The following is a 22016-nucleotide window of genomic DNA, read 5'->3' as shown; positions in this document are numbered from 1 at the left end:
TCAGCCCTGATCGCCTATCTTGGCGCGTATGCAGTCCTACACGATCGGCCAGGCCGCGCGTCTGCTCGGAGTGAGCCCCGACACCGCCCGACGGTGGGCCGACGCCGGCCGGGTCGCCACACACCGGGACGAGAGCGGACGACGCCTCATCGACGGAAAGGATCTGGCCGCCTTCTCCGTGGAGCTGGCCAAGACCGGCGGTGGCGGTGGCGGTGAGGAGGACGTCTCGTACACGTCCGTCCGCAATGCCTTCCCCGGCATCGTCACCGCCGTCAAGCTCGGCGACGTCGCCGCCCAGGTGGAGATCCAGGCGGGGCCGCACCGGCTGGTGTCGCTACTGACACGGGAGGCCGTGGAGGAGTTGGGGCTGGAGGTCGGCGTGGAGGCCACCGCCCGGGTGAAGTCGACGAACGTCCACATCGACCGTTCCTGAGCGGAGCTACGGCGAGCCGAGCCGAGCCGGGGGGTCTCCAGGATCTCGCGGTGCCCGACCGGCAGTCCAGGGTCGAACACCGACCCGTCACCGTCCCTGCGCCCACGAGGCGTAGTCGCCGTCCACGTGGATCGCGTCGATGCCGCTGATGTGCCGGGCCCCGCGGCGGTCCTGGGGCAGGACCAGCTGCGGGCCGGCGCGGTCGAGCGGGGTGTCGTCGAGGGTGGCCGCGAGCAGGACTGGGGCGCGGCCGCAGTCGGGGTCGATCTCCGCCCAGGACAGCAGGGCGTGGTGGCCGTCCGCGCCGGAGACCGCGGTCAGGAAGCTCAGGCGGTCCTTGCGGCGGGCGGGATCGAGGGCGGGGCCGGCCGCCGAGAGGAAAAGCTGACATCGGCCTTGTGCTGCGGCCAGGCGAGGTCGGGCACCGTCAGGCGGACCGTGCGGGCCGTGCAGGCCAGATCGCAGGTGGGGGCGAGCTCCGCCACCCGGCAGGCGGTCGTACCGGTGCTGTCAGTACCGGGACCTGCGTCCTGTACAAACGCACATGCCATCCACCCAGATCACAACGGCAGCTCATGCGATGCGACAGGAGACTTTCGCCTCGCATCTGCGGCAGTATCATCGGCGCATGCACACCTACCGGATCGGGGACGCGGCCGCCTTACTCGGCGTCAGTGCCGACACCGTGAGGGCGTCTGGTGGACGGCGGGAAACTCACCGCCGAACGCGACGACACGGGCCACCGGATCATCCCCGGGCCGGCCCTGGCGGCCTACGCCCGGCAGGTGCACCGGAGCAGCGGGCGATGGTCAGCCGCGAGTCGGCTGAGGAGCTGAAGCTGGAGCCCGGCGTTCCGGCGGTTGCCGTGATCAAGTCGACCAACGTGGTCGTCGAGAGACCGTAGATGGTCCGTCGGGACCGCGAGTGATTGCGTCCGTCAGGACCGCGAGTGATTGCGTCCGTCAGGACCAGGAGTGATTTCGTCCGTCAGGACCAGAGGGAGTGGACCCGTGATAACCCGTACCGCGCGCCGGAACCGCCGCATGTTGCAGGTGACCGGCGTGAGCGCCGCCGCGCTGCTGGCCCTGGGTGCCTGTTCGTCCTCCGACTCGGACTCCTCCCCGAAGTCGGACTCCTCCGCGTCCGCCTCCGACTCGGTCTCGGGCGAGATCTCCGGCGACGTGACCGTCTTCGCGGCGGCCTCACTGAAGGAGAGCTTCACGGCGCTGGGCAAGCAGTTCGAGAAGGAGCACCCGGGTACGAAGGTCACCTTCAGCTTCGGCGGCAGCGACTCCCTCGCCGCGAGCATCACCGGCGGTGCGCCGGCCGATGTGTTCGCCTCGGCCAGCCCCAAGACGATGAAGATCGTCACGGACGCCGGGGATGCCTCCGGCACACCCGCCACCTTCGTCCGCAACGAGCTGGAGATCGCCACCCTGCCGGGCAACCCCGACAAGATCGACTCCCTCGGGGACCTCACCAAGTCGGGCCTGAAGGTCGTGCTCTGCGACAAGGAGGTGCCGTGCGGCGCCGCTGCCCAGAAGGCCCTGGACGCGAGCAAGCTGAAGCTCACGCCCGTCTCCTACGAGCAGGACGTCAAGGCCGCCCTGACGAAGGTGGAGCTGAAGGAGGCCGATGCGGCCGTCGTCTATAAGACGGATGTGGACGCGGCGGGTGACAAGGTGGAGGGCGTGGAGTTCCCCGAGTCCGCCGACGCCGTCAACGACTACCCGATCGCCCTGCTCAAGGACACGCAGAACGCCCAGGCCGCCAAGGCGTTCATCGCCCAGGTGCGGTCCGCCGAGGGCCAGAAGGTCCTGACCGAGGCCGGGTTCCTCAAGCCGTGACGCCGACCGACAAGGCCGACGCCGCGACCGACACGCTCCGGGGTGGGCCGCGGCGTCGGCGCGTCCGTACGGGCGTTCCGCTGCCCCTGCTGCTGCCCGCGCTGATCGGCCTGGCGTTCCTGATCGTGCCGCTGATCGCCCTACTGGTACGGACCCCGTGGCACAGCCTGCCCGAGCAGCTGACCAGCCCGGATGTGTGGCAGGCCCTCAAGCTGTCCCTGATCTGCGCGACGTTGGCCACCGCCGTGAGCCTGGTCATCGGCGTACCGCTGGCCTGGCTGCTGGCGCGCGTGGAGTTCCCCGGCCGGGGCCTCGTACGGGCCCTCGTCACCCTCCCCCTCGTCCTGCCGCCGGTCGTCGGCGGTGTGGCGCTACTGATGGCGCTCGGCCGCAATGGCATCGTCGGGCAGTGGCTGGACTCGTGGTTCGGGATCACGCTGCCGTTCACCACGACGGGGGTCGTGATCGCCGAGGCGTTCGTGGCGATGCCGTTCCTCGTCATCAGCGTCGAGGGCACCTTGCGCGCCGCCGACCCGCGCTACGAGGAGGCGGCCGCCACCCTGGGCGCCTCCCGTTTCACAGCGTTCCGCCGGGTCACGCTGCCCCTCATCGCGCCGGGCATCGCGGCAGGCGCGGTGCTGGCCTGGGCCCGGGCGCTCGGCGAGTTCGGCGCGACGATCACCTTCGCGGGCAACTTCCCGGGCCGTACCCAGACCATGCCGCTGGCCGTGTACCTGGCCCTGCAGAGCGCCCCGGAGGCCGCGATCGCCCTCAGCCTGGTGCTGCTGGCCGTGTCGATCGCGGTGTTGGCCGGGTTGCGTGACCGTTGGATGAGCGCCGGATGACCCGGCCCGTACGACCGTTGGGTGAGCGCCGGAGTACCCGGACCGCACGACCGTTGGACGAGTGCCGGAGTACCCGGACCGCACGACCCTGGGATGACGCCGGATGACCGAGACCTACGACGTCCACGCCGCCACCGCTCTGGACGGGCTCGACGCCCGCCTCGTGGTGGACCGCGGCGCCTTCCGCCTCGACGTGGCCCTGACGGTCGCGCCCGGCGAGGTGGTCGCCCTGCTCGGTCCGAACGGCGCCGGCAAGACCACCGCCCTGCGCGCCCTCGCCGGGCTGACCCCGCTCACCGGCGGCCATCTGCGGCTGGACGGTACGGAGTTGGACCGTACCCCGCCCGAGTCCCGCCCGGTCGGCGTCGTCTTCCAGGACTACCTGCTCTTCCCTCACCTCACGGCCCTCGACAACGTGGCCTTCGGCCCGCGCTGCCAGGGTGCGACCAAGGCGGAGGCGCGGGCGCGGGCCGCCGAGTGGCTGGACCGACTGGGGCTAAAGGATCATGCCGGCGCCAAGCCGCGCAGGCTGTCCGGCGGCCAGGCCCAGCGCGTCGCCCTCGCCCGCGCCCTGGCCACCCGCCCGCGCCTGCTGCTCCTCGATGAACCGCTGGCAGCGCTGGACGCCCGTACCCGTCTGGAGGTGCGCGCCCAACTGCGGCGCCATCTGGCCGAGTTCGAGGCGGTCGCCGTACTCGTCACGCACGACCCGCTGGACGCGATGGTCCTGGCCGACCGCCTGGTCGTGGTCGAGCACGGCCGGGTCGTCCAGGAGGGCAGTCCGTCCGACATCGCCCGCCATCCCCGTACGGACTACATCGCCCAGTTGGTCGGCCTGAACCTCTATCGGGGCGAGGCGGAGGGCCACACGGTCCGGCTCGACGCCGGGCCGGCCGTCACCACCACGGAGGAGTTGTCCGGCCCGGTGTTCGTGGCGTTCCCGCCCAGCGCGGTCACCCTCCACCGCGAGCGCCCGACCGGCTCCAGCGCCCGCAATCTCTGGCGCTGCGAGGTGGCCGGCCTGGAGACCCACGGCGACCAGATCCGCGCCGATCTCGCGGGCGAACTCCCCCTCGCCGCGGACCTGACCACGGTCGCCGCCGCCGAGCTCGATCTGCGTCCGGGCGCGGAGGTCTGGGCGACGGTGAAGGCGACGCAGACCCACGCCTACCCGGTCTGAGAACGCCCCACCCCACGGATGTGCCACTCGAACGACGGCATCGTTCCTCCGCCGGTCAACTCCCCGCAGCCGTACCGAATTGCCTCACTCGGTGTGCCCGCTCCCGTACAGTCCGTGCCATCAGCGCTTGGTTGCGGCCGAGCCCCACGGCTGAAGCAGGAGAAGAAGAATGGACACCGAAGCCGGTCTCGGCGCCCTCCCGCCCGTTCCCGGAACGGAGAGGCCGGTGCCCGAAGTCGAGCCCGGACTCGTGGAGCGATGGCGTTCGGAGGGAGGCGAACTGGTCGAGCTGCTGGCCCGGGTGCGCGAGCGGGCGGGCGGCGTCGCCGCGTTCCGGATGGGCCCGACGCCCACCGTTCTCGTCACCGATCCGGCGGCGGTCCAGCATGTGCTCGCCCGGCGCCCGGAGCGTTACGTCAAGCGCTCCCACCGCGCCCGTCTACTGATCGGCGACGGGGTCATGGCCGCCACCGGTACGGCGTGGAAGCGACAACGCCGTTTGTTGCAGTCCCAGTTCACCGGTACCGGGATGCGCCGCTACGAGCAGCGGATCACCGCGGCCGCCCGCACCACCGCCGAGCGCTGGGACGGGTACGCCCGGGCCGGGCGGGGACTCGACGTCGGCCGGGAGATGCACCGCTTCGCCCTCGACGCCATCTGGCGCTCCCTCACCGGACACCCCCTCGACGACGGGACCGAGCGCGAACTGGCCGCCATGGGAGCCGTGGCGGCAGCCATTCCGACCCTGCCCTCCGATGTCGCCGACGCCCGCGAGGCCGTCGCCGCCGATCTCGCCCGGATCGACGCGGTCGCCCAGCACGCCATCGAAGCCGCCCGCAGCGGTGCGGCCGGACCCGACGGCCCGGGGCTGGTGCATGTCCTGACCGACGCCGCCACCGAGCGCCCCGAGTACGACGACCGGCTGATCCGCGACGAGCTGGTCACGCTGCTCGCGGCCGGGCACGAGACCACCGCCACGACCCTGACCTGGCTGTATCTGCTCCTCGACCGGCATCCCACCGCGCGTGAGCAGGCGCTCGCCGCCGGCGCGGAGGGTTCGGCGGAACGCCGCCAGGCGATCCAGGCCCTGGTCCACGAGACGCTCCGGCTCTACCCGTCCGCCTGGCTCCTGCCCCGCCACGCCGCCGAGGACGACACCCTCGCGGGCTACTCCGTCGAGGCGGGCACCGACATCCTCGTCTGCCCGTACCTCACCCACCGCGATCCCGAACTGTGGCCGGACCCCGAGCACTTCGACCCCCGGCGCTTCACCGCCCCGGACGGCCGGCCCGGCCACCCGGGCGCCTACTTCCCCTTCGGCATCGGCCCCCGCGCCTGCCTCGGCCTGCAGTTCGCGCTCCGCGAATCGACCGTCCTGCTCGAACACCTGCTGCCGGTCCACACACCCACCTTCTCCGCCACCCCCACGAAGGCGGAGTACGGCATCACGGTCCGCCCCGGCGGGCCGACCCCCGCGACCCTGGCGCCGCGGTCGGCCTGACCCGGCCGCGTATTTCTACTCCAGTAGCTTTCCGCCGGTGCAGTAGCTTTCCAACGCCCCAGCAATCACGCGTTGCCGCACGGCAGAACCACCGGAGAGTCGCCCATGCCCCGAGAAGCGCCGTACCTCGCGGTCGCCGACGCGCTGCGCGCACGGGTTCTCGCGGGAGAGTGGGAGATCGGGGAGCGCCTGCCGTCCCGGGTGCGGCTCGCCGAGGAGTACGGGGTCGGACGTAACGTCATGCAGCGGGCCATGGACCGTCTGATCATCGACGGTCTCCTCGAAGGGCGCGCGGGCTCGGGCACCTATGTCCGTATGCCGCGCGAGCGCCTGCGGCTGGTCCGCTCGCGGCGCGGCGAACGCCTGGACGGTCCTCCTTCCCTCGTCGGTGTGAAGGAGCGGGGCAGGGCCGACGCCTGGGACGCGCACAGCCAGGTGCGTGTCCCGGCCCCCGGGGCGATCGCGGAGCGCCTCGCCATCAGCCCTGGCGCCCCCTGCGTCACCACGCACTACGAGTTCCTCGCCGCAGGGCAACCCGTCCAGCTCTCCGAATCCTGGGAGCCGATGGCCATCACGGACGGAACACCGGTCGTACTGCCCGAGTCGGGCCCTCTCGCGGGCAAGGGGGTGGTCCAGCGCATGCGCTCCATCGGCGTGGTCGTCGCGACGGTGATCGAGCTGCCGCGCCCGGCTCGGGCCACCCGGGCACAGGCGAACCTCCTGGGGATCAGCCTCGGGGATCTGGTGCTCCAGATCGAGCGGACCATCTACGACACCGACGGACGTCCGGTGGAAACCGCCGACATCGTCATCCCGGACAGGCGCCGGGAAGTGGCCTACGAGTTCGCGGTCGACCATCCGTAGCCATCGCATCCGGCAAAGCGGCCTTCCTCATTCTCAGTATCCGACAGTAGGTGTGACACGCATGCCGAAAACCTCCCGCCTCGGACTTTTACGCCAACGGGACTTCAGGCGCTTCTTCGCCGCCACCGCGCTGGGGCAACTGGGCGATCGCATCATGTTTCTGGCGTTTCCGCTGGTTGCCATCGCCGCGTTGCATGCCGACGAGTTCCAGGTCGGACTACTGACCGCGATGACCACGACGGGCTCGCTGCTGGTCGGACTGCCGGCGGGTGCGTGGGTGGACCGTATGCGGAAGCGGTCGGTGATGATCAGCACGGATCTCGCGAGGGCGCTGGCGCTGCTGACGATCCCGGTGGCGTGGTGGGCGGACCTTCTCACCATCTGGTGGCTTTACGCGGTCGCCCTGTTTCATGGCGTGCTGACGGTCTTCTTCGATGTCGCCTACGTCAGCTGTCTGCCGCATTTGGTGGGGCGCGACCATCTCATGGAAGGAAACTCGAAACTCTCCGCGATCCGCTCGGTGACCAGTATCAGCGGACCGGGTGTGGCGGGACCGCTGGTCGGCTTCGCCGGAGCCCCTGCGACACTCTTGGTGAGTTCGGCGGGGATGGCTCTGTCGGGTCTGCTGGCGGTCGGTATCCGCAGGCGTGAGCAGAAGCCGGAGCCACGAGAGCACCCTCAATTGGTCCGGGATGTCAAAGAGGGACTGAAATTCGTCCGCGAACAGCCCGCTCTGCGCGCGATCCTGCTGGGAGACGCGCTCTTCAATCTCTTTCTGATCATGTATCAGACCATGTTGCTGGTTTTCCTGGAGAGGGATGCGGGCCTGGAGCCCTTTGGCATCGGCCTCGTTCTGTCGGGAATGGGGTGTGGGGCTTTGCTGGGCGCCTTGTTGGCGACCAGGCTCTCGACGCGGATCGGACAAGGCCGCGTCATCTGGTTGGCGCCTCTCTTCACGTGCCCGCTGACCGCCCTGATGCCGCTGACGCGGCCGGGGTGGAGCGTGGCCGTGGCAGCGCTCGGACTCTCGGCTCTCTCCCTGGGTGGAGTCGTCCGTGTCGTGGCTCAGTCGAGCTTCCAGCAGGCCCTCACACCGGATCGGCTTCTGGGCCGGGTGAGTGCGACAGCCCGCTTCGTGTCCTGGGGCGGGATCCCGCTGGGCGGGCTTCTGGGCGGAGCCTCGGGCTCCGTGTTCGGAGCGGCGGGCACGTTGTGGATCGGTGCGGCCGGCATGACGGTGAGCGTTCTCCCGAACGTCCTGTCACCGCTGCGCACCATGCGCACATCGCCCGCTCAGGACACCTCGAGTTCGAGTTCGTACTCCGAGGCTCACAACGGCTGACGGTGTCGACGTCCTCCCGGCGAAGATCAAGGATCCCCGGAGGACTGCCTGCTGCATCCGGCCACCACCTGGGACGACGCTCACCCCGTCGCGCCCAACCCCACACCTGTGCCGCGGAGTTCCGGCCGCACATCCAGGGCGAGGGCGTGGCGGAACATGACCTCGTCGGCCTACCGGTCCCGTCACTCGGGTGCGAAGCGGCGCTGTACGTCGGGCCGGGACCTGAGGCGCTCCGGATAGCCGGGCCCCATCCGGGCGATCGTGTCGTCCGCGTGCAGCGGCTCGCGGCACGCCGAGCACACGACCTCCGCCTGACCGTCGTGGCCGCAGGCCTCGTGATGCAGGGTGATCGGAGGCCCCTCGGGCCCGGCGAGCCAGCGGTCGCCCCAGCGGGCCATGGCGGCGAGGACCGGGAAGAGGTCCTTGCCCCGCTCCGTCAGCAGGTACTCGTGGCGGGGCGGCTCGCTCTCGTAGAGCCGCCGCTCCAGCAATCCCGCCTCGACCAGGCGGCGCAGCCGGTCCGTGAGGGTGTTGCGGGCGATGCCCAACTCGCTCTGGAACTCGTCGAAGCGGCGGCTGCCGTAGAAGGCCTCCCGAAGGACCAGCGGGGTCCAGGCGTCGCCCACCACGTCCAGGGTGCGCGCGATGGAGCATGGCCAGTTCGCGAAGGACGTACGCGCGCTCATGGCCGCGCTCCGGCCTCGTGGACCAGCTCGATCGCCCGGCCCAGGGTGTCGAGCCGGGCGGCCAGGTCGTCACCGGCCGGATAGAGGCGGACGGTGTCCACACCGGCGTCACGCCAGACCCCCAACCGCTCGCGCACCATGTCCTCCGTGCCGATCAACGTCGTCGCGAGCACCATCTCGTCGGTGACCAGCGCGACCGCTCCGTCCCGGTCACCCGCCTGCCAGCGCTGCCGTACCTCCGCGGCGACCTCCGCCCAGCCCTGTCGGCTGTAGGCACGGTTGTAGAAGTTGGTGGAGGCCGAGCCCATGCCGCCTAGGCTGAAGGCGAGTTCCTTCTTGCGGCCGGCGACCATGGCGCCGAGTGCCTCCTCGTCGGGGGCGAAGGCCACTTCGGCGCCCTGGCAGATGTCCAGGTCCGCGCGGACGCGCCCGCCCCGCGCCAGCCCCTCGTCGAGGTGCGCGAAGTAGGCGTCCGCCGCTCCCTCGGGGACGAAGCTCGTGCCGAGCCAGCCTTCGGCGACCTCTCCGGTCAGCCGGAGCATGGCCGGTGACAGGGCGGCCAGGTACAGGGGCACGGGGTGCTCGGCCCGCATCGACAGCTTCATGGGTACGGCGTCCCCGCCGGGCAGCGGGATGCGGTACTCGGCCCCGGAGTGGTCGATCCTGCCGCCGGTCAGCACCTGCCGCACGATCTCCACGGTCTCGCGGACGCGCGCCAGCGGGCGGGCGAAGCGCACGCCGTGCAGCCCTTCCATCACCTGGGGGCCCGAGGGGCCGAGGCCGAGCAGGAAGCGTCCCTGGGACAGGTTGGAGAGGGTGATCGCGGTCTGCGCGAGAGCGACCGGAGTGCGCGTCCCGACCTGCATGACGGCGGAGCCCAGCAGCATGCGTTCGGTGCGGGCTGCGTAGTAGCCGAGGGCGGAGGGCGCGTCGGAGCCCCATGCCTCGGCCACCCAGCAGATGTCCAGGCCGAGCTTCTCCGCCTCGACGACGAAGTCCGCCTGCCGCGTCCATGTCCCGAGACCGGACGCCTCGACCGTGATCGCGGCCCGCATCACGCCTCCGCCAGCTTCTTGATGTGCCCCAGTGTGGCCGTCATGTTGCGCTCGAACTCCCGCATGCGCACGAACACGATCTTCTCTTCCTTCTCCGGCATGCTGTCGATAGCGAAGGACAGTCCGGAGCGTCCGGGCCCCATCTGCATCCACTCGGCCAGCTCGGTTCCGCCGTCCTTGGGCGCGAGCCGGAAGCGCCAGACGGCGGACGGCCTGGACGGGTCCGACACGGCCCATGCGAGGAGGCTCGGGGGCTCGCACTCGACGACGTACGAGGTGGTCTCCCACTCCCCGAAGGACTCATGCCTGCTCCGGCCGACGAATCGGGCGCCCACGGCGGGCCGGACCGCGCCGTCGAGCCAGTGCACCGACTGGAGCTCCTTGCTCATGCCCGGCATCAGCGTCACATCGGAAACGATCTCCCACACCCGGTCCGGTGGGGCCCCGACCCACGCCCGCACCTCCACCGTGGGTGTGTCCGCATAGCATGCGCCCGTCCACTCCACCTCGCACCAACTCCGTCCTGGTTGATCGCCGTTGACCTCCAGAGTTGCGTAACTAGACTGACTGCGTCAAGAGCAGCGCGGGCGGCGGGTACCGGATGCCGGGACACGGATGCCGGGACACGGACGCCGGATGCCGGGAGCACGGATGCCGGACGCCGGGACACGGATGCCGGATGCCGGGAGCCTGTTCCGCTACGCCCCGGCGCCGCCCCTCTCCATGTGCCAGGCAGCCTTCTTCACCTGCTCCTCGATATCGCTGCGCGGCTCGCCCCGCGCTCTCGCGTACTCGACCATCGCGACCTGCGCCTCCCGGGCCAGGTCCCGCCAGGCCCGCAGGGCCGTGTTGTACGTCTCGGCCTGCCGCGCACTCCAGCCGCCGCGCTGGGTCGGCGACCCGTACATGCGCCGCAGGTCCTCCACGCGCGTGTGCGCCTGCTCGGCGGCACGCTCCTTCTCCACCAGCTCTTCGAAGATAGTCGTCACACAAATGGAGCATAGGCGGGTAAATCGCCCCTCGCGCGGGGAGCGCGTGGAACACGCCGAGGGCTCAGGTCCCCGGCGCTCCGGCCGCCCGTTCCGTCCACTCTCGCGCCGACAGGGCGAGCAGTGCCTCCGTCTCCGTCGGGTCGGGCAACGGGCCGTGGTCTCCCGTCACTTGGAGGGCGGAGGCGGCAGTGATGTGGCCCAGGCGCAAGGCGTTGGTGATGGTCTCCGCCCGTAGCAGGCCCGCGAGGAAACCGGCCGCGAAGGCGTCACCGGCGCCGACCGTCTCCACGACGGTCGTCCGCGGTGCCGGCACGGTGTGTCTGTCAGCAGGGGAGCCGGCGGGTCGGGGGCCCAGGGCCGCCATGGTCTCGCCGACGCAGACGACCGGTCCTGGGGCGAGGCGCCAGGGGCCGGTCGCATCGCAGGCCCGAGCGGCGGTCATGCCCGATCCCTGGTGGTCGCGGGGTCCGGGGCGATCTCGACCCGACAGGCGGGACCGGCCGGCGGCGACGACGAGGCGAGTGTCAGCGAGCGGAGGACGGCGGAGCCGGTCCAGCGGATGCCCTCGCCGAATTCGAGACGGGCGGGGCGGACGGGACGGACGGAACGGACGGGACGGACAGAGCGGACGGGACGGACAGAACGGACAGAACGGAAGGAGCCGTGGGGCGCAGGCACGCGCAGGAGTACGCCCTGCGCCGCCGGTCCGCGGTCATCGCGTCGCCTTTGCCACGACCGTACGGAAACGGTGGGCGCGTGCCCTGAGGGCGGTGATGCTGCCTCCGTCGGCGGCGTCGCCGACCAGCGGGGAGCCGACACCGACCGCGATGGCTCCGGCCCCGAGGCAAGCCCGGGCGGCCGCCTCGTCGACGCCGCCCGCCGGGACGAACGGCGCGTCGGGAAACGGTCCTCGCAGGGCCTTGAGATAGGCCGCTCCCCCGGCCTGGGCGATCGGGAAGACCTTCAGCGCGGCCACTCCCAGGGCGCGGGCCGCGATGATCTCGGTCGGGGTCAGCACGCCGGCCAGGACCGGCATGCCCAGCTCGTGGCACTTGGGAACTCCGTCGCCAAACCCCCGGTGTGACCGCGAAGTCGGCTCCGGCGCTGTGCGCGGCGCGGGCGTCCTCGGCGGTCAGTACGGTGCCGGCGCCGAGGGGTCGGTCCGGGCCGAGGGCGTGGCGGGCGCGTTCGATGACGGTGAGGGCGGCCGGGGCGGCCATTGACACCTCGATCAGTTCGACGCCCTCCTCGGCCAGGGCCAGCACTGTGCGCAATGCGGCATCGGGGTCATCGCCGCGCACGATCGCGACCAGGCGGTGAGTGGCCAGCGCGGCTGTCAGGTCCACGGCCGGTGCTCCTTCTTTGCGGGGGGGGGAACACGCGGCGGTCCGTGCCGGGGGGCGAGGGACAGCGCTGGGCCGCGGTGAGCGTGAGCCGCCGACCGGCTTCGCCGGACGCTGGTACGCGCGCGGGGCGTCGCCGGGCCCGAGCCGGTCCCGGGGCAGCCCCTGGGGTGCGGGCCACGGGCCGGTGGTCCAGGGCGCTCCGGCGGGCCAGGTCCGGCCCAGGAGTGAGGCGGCTCCGGGGAACAGGCGGGTGGGCCCACCCGTGGTCATGTGCAGGGTGGCGTGCCGGGAGAGGTCGAGCAGGGCGCGCGCGGCCCGGACGAAGCGGAAGTCGGGCTGTGCGGTGAGGGTGTGGTCGACTTGGGCGCCGTATCCCGTGGTGCCGATGGACCGGGCGAGGGTGAAGGACTGATCCGGTCCAGGTCGCGCCCGGCCTGGGCGAGCAGGGCGCGCATCGCGGCCTCCGCGGCCTGCGGGTCCTGCTCGCGTACGGCGTCCAGGACGGCGTGGTGGGCCGGTACGGGATCCCCGGTGTGCGGATGGCTGTGCACGATGCGGTCGCGGTGGGCGAGGCCCGGCTCGATGACCATCTCCCCATGCGCTGGAGCAGTTCGTTGTGGGTGGCGGACAGCAGGGCACGGTGGAAGGCGAGGTCGGCCGCCACGGCCTGTCCCGGGTCGGCGCCCCGCTCCCCCATCGCCTCCAGCGCCGCTTCCAGGGCGGACAGGTCGGCGTCGGTGCGGCGATCGGCGGCCAGGCGCGCGGCGGCCGGTTCGACGATGGCGCGTACCTCGGCGAGGTTGCGCAGCAGGGTTTGGTCGGCGTCGGTGGCGAGGTCGGCGGCCATCGTGTCGGCCAGGGCGACGGGTTTGCAGCACCGCCGAGCAGGAGGGTTTCGGGGACATCGCCCCCGAGGGCGGCGGCGTCGGCCTGTGGCGGGAGGCCCGGACCGGCAACGTGGGGTGAGGTATTGGTATGGACCTGACGCGCCGTCATGGCTATGCTCTGCCCGACCCTGAATGAGAGCGCTCTCAGATTGCGGTTGTTCCACCCACCTTGCTGGAACGACGAAGGGCAACTCCCTTGAGACGCAGACGCACCAGACTCACGTACGCCGGCCTCGCCGCACTCCTCGCGCTCGGCGGCTGGACCGCGGGCGGAACCGGATCGGCCGCGGCGACCGACACCGACCCCGCCTCCGCGGGCGTTCTGCAGGCGATGCAGCGGGACCTCGGCCTGTCGAAACCGCGGGCCGAGGCGCGGCTCGCGGCGGAACGCACCGCCATGGACCTCACGCCGAAGGCACGCGAGGCCGCCGGATCCGCCTACGGCGGCGCGTGGTTCGACGCGAGCAGCGAGCGGCTCACCGTGGCCGTTACGTCGGACGCCCCGCCCGCGACCGTACGGGACGTCCGGGCCACCGGAGCGACCGTGCGCACCGTCGCACACAGCGCGCGCGAACTCGACGCGGCCAAGGCGCGTATCGACCGGCTCCCCGCACCGTCCGGCGTGAGCAGTTGGCACGTCGATCCGGTGGCCAGCACGGTTGTCGTGAACGTCGTCCGGGACAAGCGGGCTGACAACGATGTCCGGCGCTTCGTCTCCCGCGCCCGCGCGGCCGGACCCGTCACCGTGGAGACGGTCACCGCCGCCCCGCGCACCTTCGCGGCGGGAACGGTCGGCGGCGACCCCTACTACACCGGCAACGTCCGCTGCTCCATAGGCTTCTCGGTGCACGGCGGCTTCATCACCGCCGGGCACTGCGGTGGCCAGGGGGCCGCCGTCCGGGGCTGGGACGGCACCCACGTCGGAACGTTCCGGGGCTCCTCGTTCCCGGGCGACGACTACGCCTGGGTGAGCGTCGGCAGCGGCTGGTGGACGGTGCCGGTCGTCCTCGGCTGGGGCACGATCCCGGACCGTCTCGTGCGCGGCTCGGCCGAGGCCCCCGTCGGCACCTCCATCTGCCGGTCCGGCTCCACGACGCACTGGCACTGCGGCACCGTGCTGGCCCGGAACGAGACGGTCAACTACAGCCAGGGCGCCGTGCACCAGATGACGAAGACCAGCGTCTGCGCCGAACCCGGCGACTCCGGGGGCTCCTTCATCAGTGGTGACCAGGCACAGGGGGTCACCTCGGGTGGCTGGGGCAACTGCTCCGGCGGCGGCGAGACCTGGTTCCAGCCCGTCAACGAGATACTCGGCCGCTACGGGTTGACCCTGCACACCGCTTGACCCTGCACACGGCCTGATTCGGGCGCGGGGAGGGACGGTCCCGGCGGTTGGCTTCCGGATCGTTCCTCCCTGACCCCGGGTACGCACGATCCACGCCCCGCCATGCACGAGCCGCCGCGCCTCCGCCGAGGGCCGTGCGGCAGGATGAGGGCCATGAGCGTAGTCAAGATCAACGTACTGACCGTGCCCGCCGAGCAGCGCGAGACGCTGGAGAAGCGCTTCGCCTCCCGTGCGCACGCCGTGGAGAGCTCCGACGGGTTCGAGTGGTTCGAACTCCTGCGGCCCGTCGAGGGAACCGACACCTACCTGGTGTACACGCGGTGGCGTGACGAGGCGTCCTTCCAGGCCTGGATGGAGGGTCCGATGAAGTCGGCCCACCAGGGCGCTGGCGCGGAGGGCGGCGAGCGCCCGAAGCCGGCGGCCAGCGGGTCCACCTTGTGGTCCTTCGAGGTCGTGCAGCAGGCGGGACCGAAGAGCGAGTAGCGAAGGCCAGGCAGCGGTGACCGGCGGGGGCCCGGCCCTCGCCGTCATCCGGCCCCGGCTGCCTCGGAGCTGTGGTGGGACCGGGCCACTGCCGCCAGGACGAAGGTGACGCTGATCAGCAGCGCCCAGGCGCCGAACTTCTCCACGCCCACGGGCTCCCAGCCGTCGAGTTGGTAGGGGTAGCGCCAGGCGCCCACGTAGGTGGCGAGGTTCTCCGCGATCCAGAGGAAGAAGCCGATCAGGACGAACGACAGCGCGAGGGGCATCCGTCGGCGCACCCCGCGCACCGTGAAGCGTACGGACGTGCCCGCGGTGACGGCGAGGAGCAGTGCGGCCAGGGGCCGGCGTACGTCGGGGAGCCAGTGGTGGCTGAAGAAGTTCACGTAGATGGCCGCGGCGACCACGGCCGTCGACCGCGGGCGGTACCGGACCAGCTCCAGGTCGAACAGACGCCAGGCACGGCAGACGTAGCTGCCGACGGCGGCGTAGAGGAACCCTCCGTACAGCGGAACGCCCGCGAACTTCAGTACGGCCGGCTCCGGATAGCTCCACGAGCCGAGGGAGACCTTCACCAGCTCGAAGGCCAGGCCGATGACATGGCAGACGGCGATGACGGCGACGTCCCGCCCGTTCTCCCAGCCGCGCACCCAGAACAGCAGCGTCAGCAGCACCCCGTAAACGACGAGCAGGTCGTAGCGGGCCACGGGCAGGCCGGGCAGCAGCGTGGATGCCGCCACGCCGGCCATCAGGGCGATGGCGAAGGCGCAGGACCGGGTCTGTATCCACGCGAAGTCGAGCAGCTGGCGCACTGATGCCGCCAGGGGGCCTGGGATGCTTGCGGTGACCATGATCCCAAGGACGAGCCTGCGGCGCGCCTGGTTGCCTCCGGTCCCGGCCGGTGTACCTCGGCGCGGCCCCGGTTCTGGAACCACCGCTGTCTTCGGTCAGTACCAATTCGTGTGCGCCAGGACGTGGCCGTCGCACGTCAGCAACGGCGAGGAGGGCGGGGCGGTCACGAAAATCCGTTGCGGCCGTCCTACCCCGCCCCGGACCCTGAGCCCATGCCCTACGCCCTTCGTCCCGCCGGTCTCACCGACGCGGCCGCCATCACCGAACTGCTCAACGAGGTCGACCGGATCGAGATCGGCCGGCCCGAGACCGATCTGCACACCGTCGAGGCCGATCTGAAGCGGCCCGACATCGTCCTGGACCGCGACTCCTGGCTGGCCTTCGACGGCGAACGGCTGGTGGCGTACGGCCTGTTGTGGGACGAGTCCGGCGGTGAGCGCGTCGACGTCGACCACTACGTGCTGCCCGAGCACCAGCGGGCCGGGGAGCTCGTTTTCGACGCGATCGAGACCCGGGCCCTGGACAAGGCCCGGGAGAACGGTGCGTCCCGGGCGGTGGTGCATCTGCACCTCAACACGGAACCCACGCTCGACACCAGGCTCATCGAGGAGCGGGGATGGTCCGTCGTACGGCGCTACCACGTGTTGCGGCGGCAGCTGGATGCCGCCGAGGACCTCGTGCCGACGGTTCCGCCCGGCATACGGCTGCGGTCGTGCGCCGACGAGGCGGACCGTGCGCGCGTCCACGCCCTGTACCAGTCGAGTTTCGCCCAGCACTTCGACTTCCAGCCCCGCGCCTACGACCAGTGGCTGCACGACATCGACGCGGACACGCTCGACTGGTCGCTGGTGTGGATCGCCGGTACGGAGGACCTCGGTGACGTCGGCTTCCTGCTCGCCCGCGACGATCGTGAGGCGATGGGGTGGATCCGGAGCATCGGCGTGCTGCGTGAGGGTCGAGGACTGGGCCTCGGTGGTCTCCTGCTGCGGCACGCGTTCGCGGCCTTCGCCGCGCGCGGGCGCGACACGGTGGGACTCGGCGTGGACACCGCCAACGCCACGGGGGCGCCCGCCCTGTACGCCCGGCACGGGATGACGGTCCACTACGCCGTCGACACCTGGGAGACGGTTCTGAAGTGACCCGGCGGTGTCCGGGGCGAGAAGGTCGGCTGTGTAGTCTCCGTCGCTTCGGGTAGGCCCCTTGCACTGATGGGGCCCAGGCCGGAGTCGACCGAGAGAGAAGTGTCGGGCCATGTGCCGCGAACCGGATCCCGAGATCCCCTCGGACGTCGTCGGCCGACAGATCGTCGAGGCCGTGGAGAGCCTGGTGGGGCTCTGGTTCTCGACGGTCGAGGAGGTACGTCCGCGCCTGCCGCCGCGCCAGATACGCGCCTTGCGGGCCGTCCGCCGTCGGCCCGCGCTCAATGTCACCGCCCTGGCGGAGCATCTGAGCATCGGGCTTCCCGCCGCCAGCCGGCTCTGCGACCGGCTCGAAGCCGACGGACTGCTCCGGCGGTGTGAGCGGCCCGGCGACCGGCGCGAGGTCCACCTGGAGGTCACGGCCCAAGGGCAGCGGGTGCTGGCGGACATCACCGAGCGGCTGTCCGTGCGTCTGGCCGCCGCCTTCGAGGTCGTTCCCCCCACACAGCGCGCGCGGCTGGAACAGGTGCTGCGCACCCTCCCCGAGGCGGGCCTCCCCGCCGACCCGGAGCCCGGTGCGGATGCGGACGCCGGGCCCGAGCGCTGAAGGCTCCGCTCAGGACCCCGCCGCCCCCTGCCGCAATGCGTCGCTGTGCACATGGCACAGCAACAGGCATACGTCGTCGTCGTGTTCGGAGTCGTGCAGCAGCGGATGCAGAAGCCGGTCGGCCGACGCCTCCAGTTCTTCGTCGAGTTCGGCAGCGCGGAAGCCGCCGAGTTCCTCGGCGAGGCGCTCGATACCGGGGTCGATCCCCTGGGCGCGGCGTTCCACCAGACCGTCGGTGTAGAGGGCCAGCGTCGATCCGGGCGGGAGCGGCACCGTGTGGTCGCGGATCTCCTGTTTCAGCGGGATGCCCAGCATGGCACCGGGCTTGGCGTCGAGGGTGTGCACCCCACCGTCGGGAGTGCGCAGCACCGGTGGCGGATGGCCGGCGGCGGCCCAGGTGAGGGTGGGGTCGTCCGGGTGGAAGCGCGCGATGACGGCGGTGGCGTAGAGGTCGAGGCGCAGCCGGTGCAGGAACAGATGCAGTCGCGTCAGGAGTTCACCGGGACTGCTCCCGTCGACGGCGTAGGCGCGCAGGGCGGTGCGCAGCTGACTCATCATCACCGCGGCGTGCAGGCCGTGCCCGGTGACGTCTCCGATGACGGTGATCAGGCTGCCGTCGGGCTGGCGGAACGCGTCGTACCAGTCGCCTCCGATGTTCAGGCCCCGGGTGGCCGGGAGGTAGCGCGCGGCCAGGGTCAGGCCCGGTGTCGTGGGCAGGTCGGTGAGCAGGGCGCGTTGCAGGGTCTCGGCGATGTCCCGGTTGTGCTCGAAGCGTCTGGCGTTGTCCAGGGCGATGCTGGCCCGTCGGGTCAGCTCGATCAGCATGACGGCGTCGTCCGCGTCCCAGCGCTCGTCGGGCGGCGACAGGGTGAGGACGCCCTGTGATGCCCGGCGGGTGAGCAGGGGTATGCAGAGGAGGGGCCGGCCGGGGTCGATCGCCGAGGGCGGCTGGTCGTCGACGCCCGGCAGACCGCCGGGGTGGTCGGCGGCGTACTGCGGCCGGCCGCGGCGGGCCGCGAGGACGGCGGCGGCCGGGTGCGGGCCGCCGCGCAGCGCGTCGTTCACGTCGTCGAACAGCCAGACGTCGACGGTGCGCGCGTACCGCGGCACCAGCAGGGCGGGCAGCAGCCGCACGATGGCCTCGTGGTTGAGGGAGGCCGTCAGCGCGGCGCTGGCGTCGGCCAGGAAGGTCAGCCGGCCGCGGGCGTTCTCCGCCTCCTTGCGGGCCTGCTGCTCGGCGTCGAAGAGCTCACGCTGCGCGCGGCCGGCGGCGTCCAGCTCGGCGTGGAGTGCCAGGACGCCCTGGTTGGTCTGGTGGAGTTCCTCGCGGTGGAACGCGACCAGCCCCTCCTGCTCGTCGAGCCGCTTCAGCAGCAGGGCCGCGTCTTCGTCGGCGCCGAACAGGGCCTCGGACAGCGTCGCCGGGTCGTCGGCGGCGGGCTCGGCGGCGGAGACGTCCATCTCCTCGGTGCAGGGGGCCGACGCGCGCCACGGTGGCCGCCGGTCGTCCGGGCGGCGCTTCACCGGAGCCACCTCGACGCTGAAGTCGCCCCCGGCGGGTGACAGGGTCGCTGTCACGCCGACCCGCCAGTCGCCGCCCTTGGTGAGGCACTGCCGTAGCTGCGCGGTGAGCGCTGCCGCCAGGCGCGTGCGCTCGACGGGAGGCACTCCGCACGCGGCGGCCAGCCGCGCCGTGGCGATGCGGGCCTGCGCGGCGTCGGTGATGGTGCGGACGTACCAGGTGCGGGTCATGAGGGGCCGTCCGGGGGCAGGGGGCTCAGGACGGCGACGGCGGTGTCGTCACGTACCGGCCGGGCGGGGCTGCTGGCGTCCCGCACGACCGATGCGGCGATCACGGCGGGGTCGAGGGGCGAGGGGGCGAGGGCGGCCGGACCGGGGCTCCAGCGGCTCGGCAGGCCGTCGCTGTGCAGGACCAGGAGACAGTCGTCCGTCCAGGTCTCCTGGTGGTGCGGCAGGTGCGTGGGAAGGTGGGCGCCGACGATGCCGGGCCGGGAGACCAGCCCCTGCCAGCTGTCGCCGCGGCGCAGCCGCGCGCCCACGTTGCCGACTCCGGCGAAGGACAACTGTCCGGCGGACACGTCGAGTTGGGCCACTGCGACGGCCGCTCCCCTGGTGTCGCGCAGGGCGCTGTTCAGGCGCCGCAGCAGGTCCGCCGGGGGCAGGTGGGGGGCGCGGCGCAGTTCCTCCACCGCGGCGGAGGAGGCGCGGGCCGCGAGGGGGCCGTGGCCGAGGCCGTCGGCCAGCATCAGGGTCACGCGGTCGGCCGTCCGGACACACGCCCAGGCGTCGCCGGAGAACTCCCCGCCCGCGAGGGGGATGTTGACGCCGCCCGCCCGCACCGGCGGCACGGGGTGCGGGCCGTCGGTGCCGCTGTGCGGGCGGGAGGAGGCGATCCTGGCCATGACGATGGTGCCCCGCCCGGGTGTGCTGTGCAGGCCGAAGTCGTCGGCCGTGCGCAGGCAGGTGCCGAGGCCGGCGCCGAGGGAGGCGGTGGTGGAGTAGCCGTCGCGCACCGCCGCGGCGGTGTCGAGCATGCCGGGCCCGTGGTCGACGGCCACGATCTGCACCCTGGAGACCCGCTCGTCGCCGTAGGCCGGAACCGGTGGACTCACGAGGTCGAGGAGGATCCGTCCGCCACCGGCGTGCTTCAGCAGATTGGTGGCGAGTTCGGTGGCCACGAGCTCGGCGGCGGCGAGCCGGTCCTCGGCCAGCCCGGCATGGCGGGCCGCGGCCCCGGCCGCGACGCGGACGTCGCGCACCCGGGTCGAGTCGTGAACCGGTACCTCCCAGACGCGTGGCATCAGGTCGCCTCGCGCGGACGGGGCGGTCGGGAGATCCATGACGTCACCGTAACGGTGGTGCCTGCGCCTCGGCTGCTGTCGACGGAGAAATCGTGGACCAGGCGCCGGGCGCCGCCCAGGCCCATGCCCAGTCCGTCGCCGGACGTGTAGCCGTCGCTCAGGGCCTGGTCCAGGTCCGCGATGCCGGGGCCCTGGTCGCTGAAGACGAGACGCAGTCCCTGTACTCCGCCGCTGGTCACGGGCGTGCATTCCATCTGTCCCCCGCCGCCGTGGACGAGGGCGTTGCGTGCCAGCTCACTGGCCGCGGTGACGAGTTTGGTCTGCTCCACCAGACCGAACCCGAGTCGGGCGGTCATCTCCCGTACGTGCTGCCGCACCCGCACCAGGTCGAGGTCCGAGTGGATCGGCAGGCAGGCGGAGACGCTGCCGGTGCTGTGGGTCACGGGCGCTCCCGGCGTGGGCGCCCGCCGCGGGGCAGGACCGACACCTCGGAACCGAGCAGGTGCAGGGCGTCCTCGGTGGTGAGGGCGGTGCGCAGGCCCGGCAGGGTCAGTCCGAGTTCCACCAGGGTGATGGCGACCGCCGGGCGCATCCCCGCGACCACGGTCTGAGCCGCCAGCAGCCGGGTCATGGCCGCGACGTCACTGAGCACACGGCCCATGAAGGAGTCGACGATCTCGACACCGGAGAGGTCGATGACCACACCGTTGACCGCGCTGTCGGAGACGGTCTCGCCGATGTCCTGACGCAGTTGTTCCGCCGTGCTGTCGTACAGGTCGCCCTGGAGGGTGACCAGGAGGACCCCGCCGAGCCTGAGGACGGGGACGTGTCCTTCGTACGGGAAGGTGGCGGCGCCGGTCACTTGGGCTCCGCGGCCGACGAGGGGTTCGGGACGATGTGCGCGCCCTGCTGCTGCAGGGCGTAGGCCAGGGCGTCCGCGAGGCTGGCGCGGGTGAGCACCGAGCTGAGGTCGATGCCGAGGTGGACGATGGTCTGCGCGATGGCCGGCCGGATCCCGGAGACTATGCACTCCGCTCCCATCAGCCGCGCCGCCGCCACGGTCTTCATCAGGTGCTGCGCCACCAGGGAGTCGACCGTCGGCACTCCGGTGATGTCCAGGATCGCGATGCGGGCGTGCTGCTCGACGACGGCGTCCAGGAGGGTCTCCATCACCACCTGGCTGCGGGCGCTGTCGAGCGTCCCGATCAGCGGTACGGCGACGATGCCTTCCCACAGCTTGATCACGGGGGTGGCGATTTCGAGCAGTTCGAGCCGTTGGCGGTTGATGAGCTCCTGCCCGGCGCTCATCGCCGCCTCCATCATGACCAGGCGCAGTGTGCCCATCAGCACGGTCAGCCCCGTCGTGCACTCCCGCAGGTGCTCGGCGGATGCCTCGGAGAGCTCGTCGAGCAGAAGGTCGTTGACGGGTGGCCGCAGCGCGTCCATCTCGGACGAGATCTGCGAGAGCGTGGCGCCGGCGCGCGCCCGGGAGTGGGCCGTACGCGCCAGCTGTTCACGGACGACCGCGAAACCGTCCGCCTCCGCATCCTCCAGGCGTCCCGCGGCGGCGACCGCGGCCAACGCCTCCACCACGGCCCGGCCGGCTTCGACGGCCTCGTCCCGGGACACGGTGAACACGGTGCGGAACAGCGCCGCGTCGGCCCAGCGCTGGGCGATCTGCTCCCGGCGCTGGCGCAGGAAGGTCCCCACCTCCTCCGCCGGGTTGGTCTGCTCTTCTGCCGCTGGCTGCTCCGGCACGTACTTCCCTCCTCATACGGTGTGCGCTGCCCCGA

General features: G+C 71.9%; 22 protein-coding genes and 4 pseudogenes. 12 read left to right on the top strand and 14 right to left on the bottom strand.

Features of this window, described 5'->3' with window-relative positions; all coding sequences use genetic code 11:
* Positions 1 to 28 precede the first annotated feature (28 nt).
* A complete protein-coding gene (locus ABIE67_RS44325; protein WP_370267258.1) occupies positions 29 to 433 on the top strand; it encodes a molybdopterin-binding protein in 405 nt (134 codons plus the stop codon).
* A gap of 87 nt (positions 434 to 520) precedes the next feature.
* On the opposite strand, the pseudogene ABIE67_RS44320 reads toward ABIE67_RS44325, so the two are convergent.
* Positions 521 to 984, bottom strand: a pseudogene (locus tag ABIE67_RS44320) (hypothetical protein).
* 77 nt (positions 985 to 1061) lie between these two features.
* Here ABIE67_RS44320 and ABIE67_RS44315 point away from each other — a divergent pair.
* The 7 genes and pseudogenes from ABIE67_RS44315 to ABIE67_RS44285 all read left to right on the top strand — a co-directional run bounded on the left by ABIE67_RS44315 (position 1062) and on the right by ABIE67_RS44285 (position 8012).
* Positions 1062 to 1337 (top strand): annotated as a pseudogene (locus tag ABIE67_RS44315) (MerR family DNA-binding transcriptional regulator).
* A gap of 109 nt (positions 1338 to 1446) precedes the next feature.
* On the top strand, positions 1447 to 2280 hold the full coding sequence (gene modA / locus ABIE67_RS44310) for a molybdate ABC transporter substrate-binding protein (protein ID WP_370269558.1): 834 nt from the start codon (positions 1447 to 1449) through the stop codon (positions 2278 to 2280).
* Positions 2277 to 3125 carry a molybdate ABC transporter permease subunit gene (gene modB / locus ABIE67_RS44305; protein ID WP_370267257.1) on the top strand — a complete coding sequence of 283 codons (849 nt, stop codon included), beginning with the start codon at positions 2277 to 2279 and terminating at the stop codon, positions 3123 to 3125. The genes modA and modB overlap by 4 nt, the downstream gene beginning before the upstream one ends.
* Before the next feature lie 103 nt (positions 3126 to 3228).
* Positions 3229 to 4305, top strand: a complete 1077-nt coding sequence (locus ABIE67_RS44300) for an ABC transporter ATP-binding protein (protein ID WP_370267256.1) — start codon at positions 3229 to 3231, stop codon at positions 4303 to 4305.
* Between the two features lie 169 nt (positions 4306 to 4474).
* Positions 4475 to 5806, top strand: coding sequence for a cytochrome P450 (locus ABIE67_RS44295; protein ID WP_370267255.1), 1332 nt, complete (start codon positions 4475 to 4477; stop codon positions 5804 to 5806).
* A gap of 105 nt (positions 5807 to 5911) precedes the next feature.
* A complete protein-coding gene (locus ABIE67_RS44290) occupies positions 5912 to 6670 on the top strand; it encodes a GntR family transcriptional regulator (RefSeq protein ID WP_370267254.1) in 759 nt (252 codons plus the stop codon).
* 61 nt (positions 6671 to 6731) lie between these two features.
* Positions 6732 to 8012 (top strand): MFS transporter, encoded by a 1281-nt coding sequence (locus tag ABIE67_RS44285; RefSeq protein ID WP_370267253.1) that lies wholly within the window; start codon positions 6732 to 6734, stop codon positions 8010 to 8012.
* Between the two features lie 182 nt (positions 8013 to 8194).
* Here ABIE67_RS44285 and ABIE67_RS44280 read toward each other — a convergent pair whose 3' ends face one another.
* The 7 genes and pseudogenes from ABIE67_RS44280 to ABIE67_RS44250 all read right to left on the bottom strand — a co-directional run.
* Entirely contained in the window at positions 8195 to 8698 is a 504-nt protein-coding gene (locus tag ABIE67_RS44280; RefSeq protein ID WP_370267252.1) for a winged helix-turn-helix transcriptional regulator, read from the bottom strand.
* Complete coding sequence (locus ABIE67_RS44275) at positions 8695 to 9753, bottom strand: LLM class flavin-dependent oxidoreductase (RefSeq protein ID WP_370267251.1); 1059 nt, start codon at positions 9751 to 9753, stop codon at positions 8695 to 8697. Before ABIE67_RS44275 ends, ABIE67_RS44280 begins: the two co-directional genes overlap by 4 nt.
* Positions 9753 to 10259 (bottom strand): SRPBCC family protein, encoded by a 507-nt coding sequence (locus ABIE67_RS44270; protein WP_370267250.1) that lies wholly within the window; start codon positions 10257 to 10259, stop codon positions 9753 to 9755. Before ABIE67_RS44270 ends, ABIE67_RS44275 begins: the two co-directional genes overlap by 1 nt.
* Before the next feature lie 192 nt (positions 10260 to 10451).
* Positions 10452 to 10742, bottom strand: coding sequence for a hypothetical protein (locus tag ABIE67_RS44265; protein WP_370267248.1), 291 nt, complete (start codon positions 10740 to 10742; stop codon positions 10452 to 10454).
* A 64-nt stretch (positions 10743 to 10806) separates the two neighbouring features.
* Entirely contained in the window at positions 10807 to 11187 is a 381-nt protein-coding gene (locus ABIE67_RS44260) for a carbohydrate kinase family protein (RefSeq protein WP_370267247.1), read from the bottom strand.
* Between the two features lie 270 nt (positions 11188 to 11457).
* Positions 11458 to 12091: pseudogene (locus tag ABIE67_RS44255) on the bottom strand (bifunctional 4-hydroxy-2-oxoglutarate aldolase/2-dehydro-3-deoxy-phosphogluconate aldolase).
* 377 nt (positions 12092 to 12468) lie between these two features.
* Positions 12469 to 12917 (bottom strand): annotated as a pseudogene (locus ABIE67_RS44250) (FadR/GntR family transcriptional regulator); the annotation flags it as partial.
* Between the two features lie 257 nt (positions 12918 to 13174).
* Between ABIE67_RS44250 and ABIE67_RS44245 the strand changes: the two are divergent.
* Positions 13175 to 14323, top strand: a complete 1149-nt coding sequence (locus ABIE67_RS44245; protein WP_370267246.1) for a S1 family peptidase — start codon at positions 13175 to 13177, stop codon at positions 14321 to 14323.
* Positions 14324 to 14476: 153 nt separating this feature from the next.
* Positions 14477 to 14806 (top strand): antibiotic biosynthesis monooxygenase, encoded by a 330-nt coding sequence (locus ABIE67_RS44240; RefSeq protein ID WP_370267245.1) that lies wholly within the window; start codon positions 14477 to 14479, stop codon positions 14804 to 14806.
* A gap of 44 nt (positions 14807 to 14850) precedes the next feature.
* Here the strand turns inward: ABIE67_RS44240 and ABIE67_RS44235 are convergent, their stop codons facing one another.
* Positions 14851 to 15654 carry a DUF817 domain-containing protein gene (locus ABIE67_RS44235; protein WP_370267244.1) on the bottom strand — a complete coding sequence of 268 codons (804 nt, stop codon included), beginning with the start codon at positions 15652 to 15654 and terminating at the stop codon, positions 14851 to 14853.
* A 213-nt stretch (positions 15655 to 15867) separates the two neighbouring features.
* Here ABIE67_RS44235 and ABIE67_RS44230 point away from each other — a divergent pair, with 213 nt between their 5' ends.
* Positions 15868 to 16794 carry a GNAT family N-acetyltransferase gene (locus tag ABIE67_RS44230; protein ID WP_370267243.1) on the top strand — a complete coding sequence of 309 codons (927 nt, stop codon included), beginning with the start codon at positions 15868 to 15870 and terminating at the stop codon, positions 16792 to 16794.
* A 112-nt stretch (positions 16795 to 16906) separates the two neighbouring features.
* Positions 16907 to 17401 carry a MarR family winged helix-turn-helix transcriptional regulator gene (locus tag ABIE67_RS44225; RefSeq protein WP_370267240.1) on the top strand — a complete coding sequence of 165 codons (495 nt, stop codon included), beginning with the start codon at positions 16907 to 16909 and terminating at the stop codon, positions 17399 to 17401.
* A 9-nt stretch (positions 17402 to 17410) separates the two neighbouring features.
* Here ABIE67_RS44225 and ABIE67_RS44220 read toward each other — a convergent pair whose 3' ends face one another.
* The 5 genes from ABIE67_RS44220 to ABIE67_RS44200 are packed head-to-tail and all read right to left on the bottom strand — an operon-like array spanning position 17411 to position 21981.
* The gene (locus ABIE67_RS44220; RefSeq protein ID WP_370267239.1) at positions 17411 to 19153 is read right to left on the bottom strand and encodes a PP2C family protein-serine/threonine phosphatase; all 1743 of its coding nucleotides are present in this window, start codon (positions 19151 to 19153) and stop codon (positions 17411 to 17413) included.
* On the bottom strand, positions 19150 to 20223 hold the full coding sequence (locus tag ABIE67_RS44215; RefSeq protein WP_370269556.1) for an ATP-binding SpoIIE family protein phosphatase: 1074 nt from the start codon (positions 20221 to 20223) through the stop codon (positions 19150 to 19152). Before ABIE67_RS44215 ends, ABIE67_RS44220 begins: the two co-directional genes overlap by 4 nt.
* Entirely contained in the window at positions 20223 to 20666 is a 444-nt protein-coding gene (locus ABIE67_RS44210) for an anti-sigma regulatory factor (protein WP_370267238.1), read from the bottom strand. The genes ABIE67_RS44215 and ABIE67_RS44210 overlap by 1 nt, the downstream gene beginning before the upstream one ends.
* On the bottom strand, positions 20663 to 21085 hold the full coding sequence (locus tag ABIE67_RS44205; protein WP_370267237.1) for an STAS domain-containing protein: 423 nt from the start codon (positions 21083 to 21085) through the stop codon (positions 20663 to 20665). The genes ABIE67_RS44210 and ABIE67_RS44205 overlap by 4 nt, the downstream gene beginning before the upstream one ends.
* Positions 21082 to 21981 carry an STAS domain-containing protein gene (locus tag ABIE67_RS44200; protein ID WP_370267236.1) on the bottom strand — a complete coding sequence of 300 codons (900 nt, stop codon included), beginning with the start codon at positions 21979 to 21981 and terminating at the stop codon, positions 21082 to 21084. Before ABIE67_RS44200 ends, ABIE67_RS44205 begins: the two co-directional genes overlap by 4 nt.
* Positions 21982 to 22016 lie beyond the last annotated feature (35 nt).

The sequence above is a fragment of the Streptomyces sp. V4I8 genome, from assembly GCF_041261225.1.
Lineage (GTDB): Bacteria > Actinomycetota > Actinomycetes > Streptomycetales > Streptomycetaceae > Streptomyces.
This window is presented reverse-complemented; position numbering and strand designations above follow the sequence as displayed.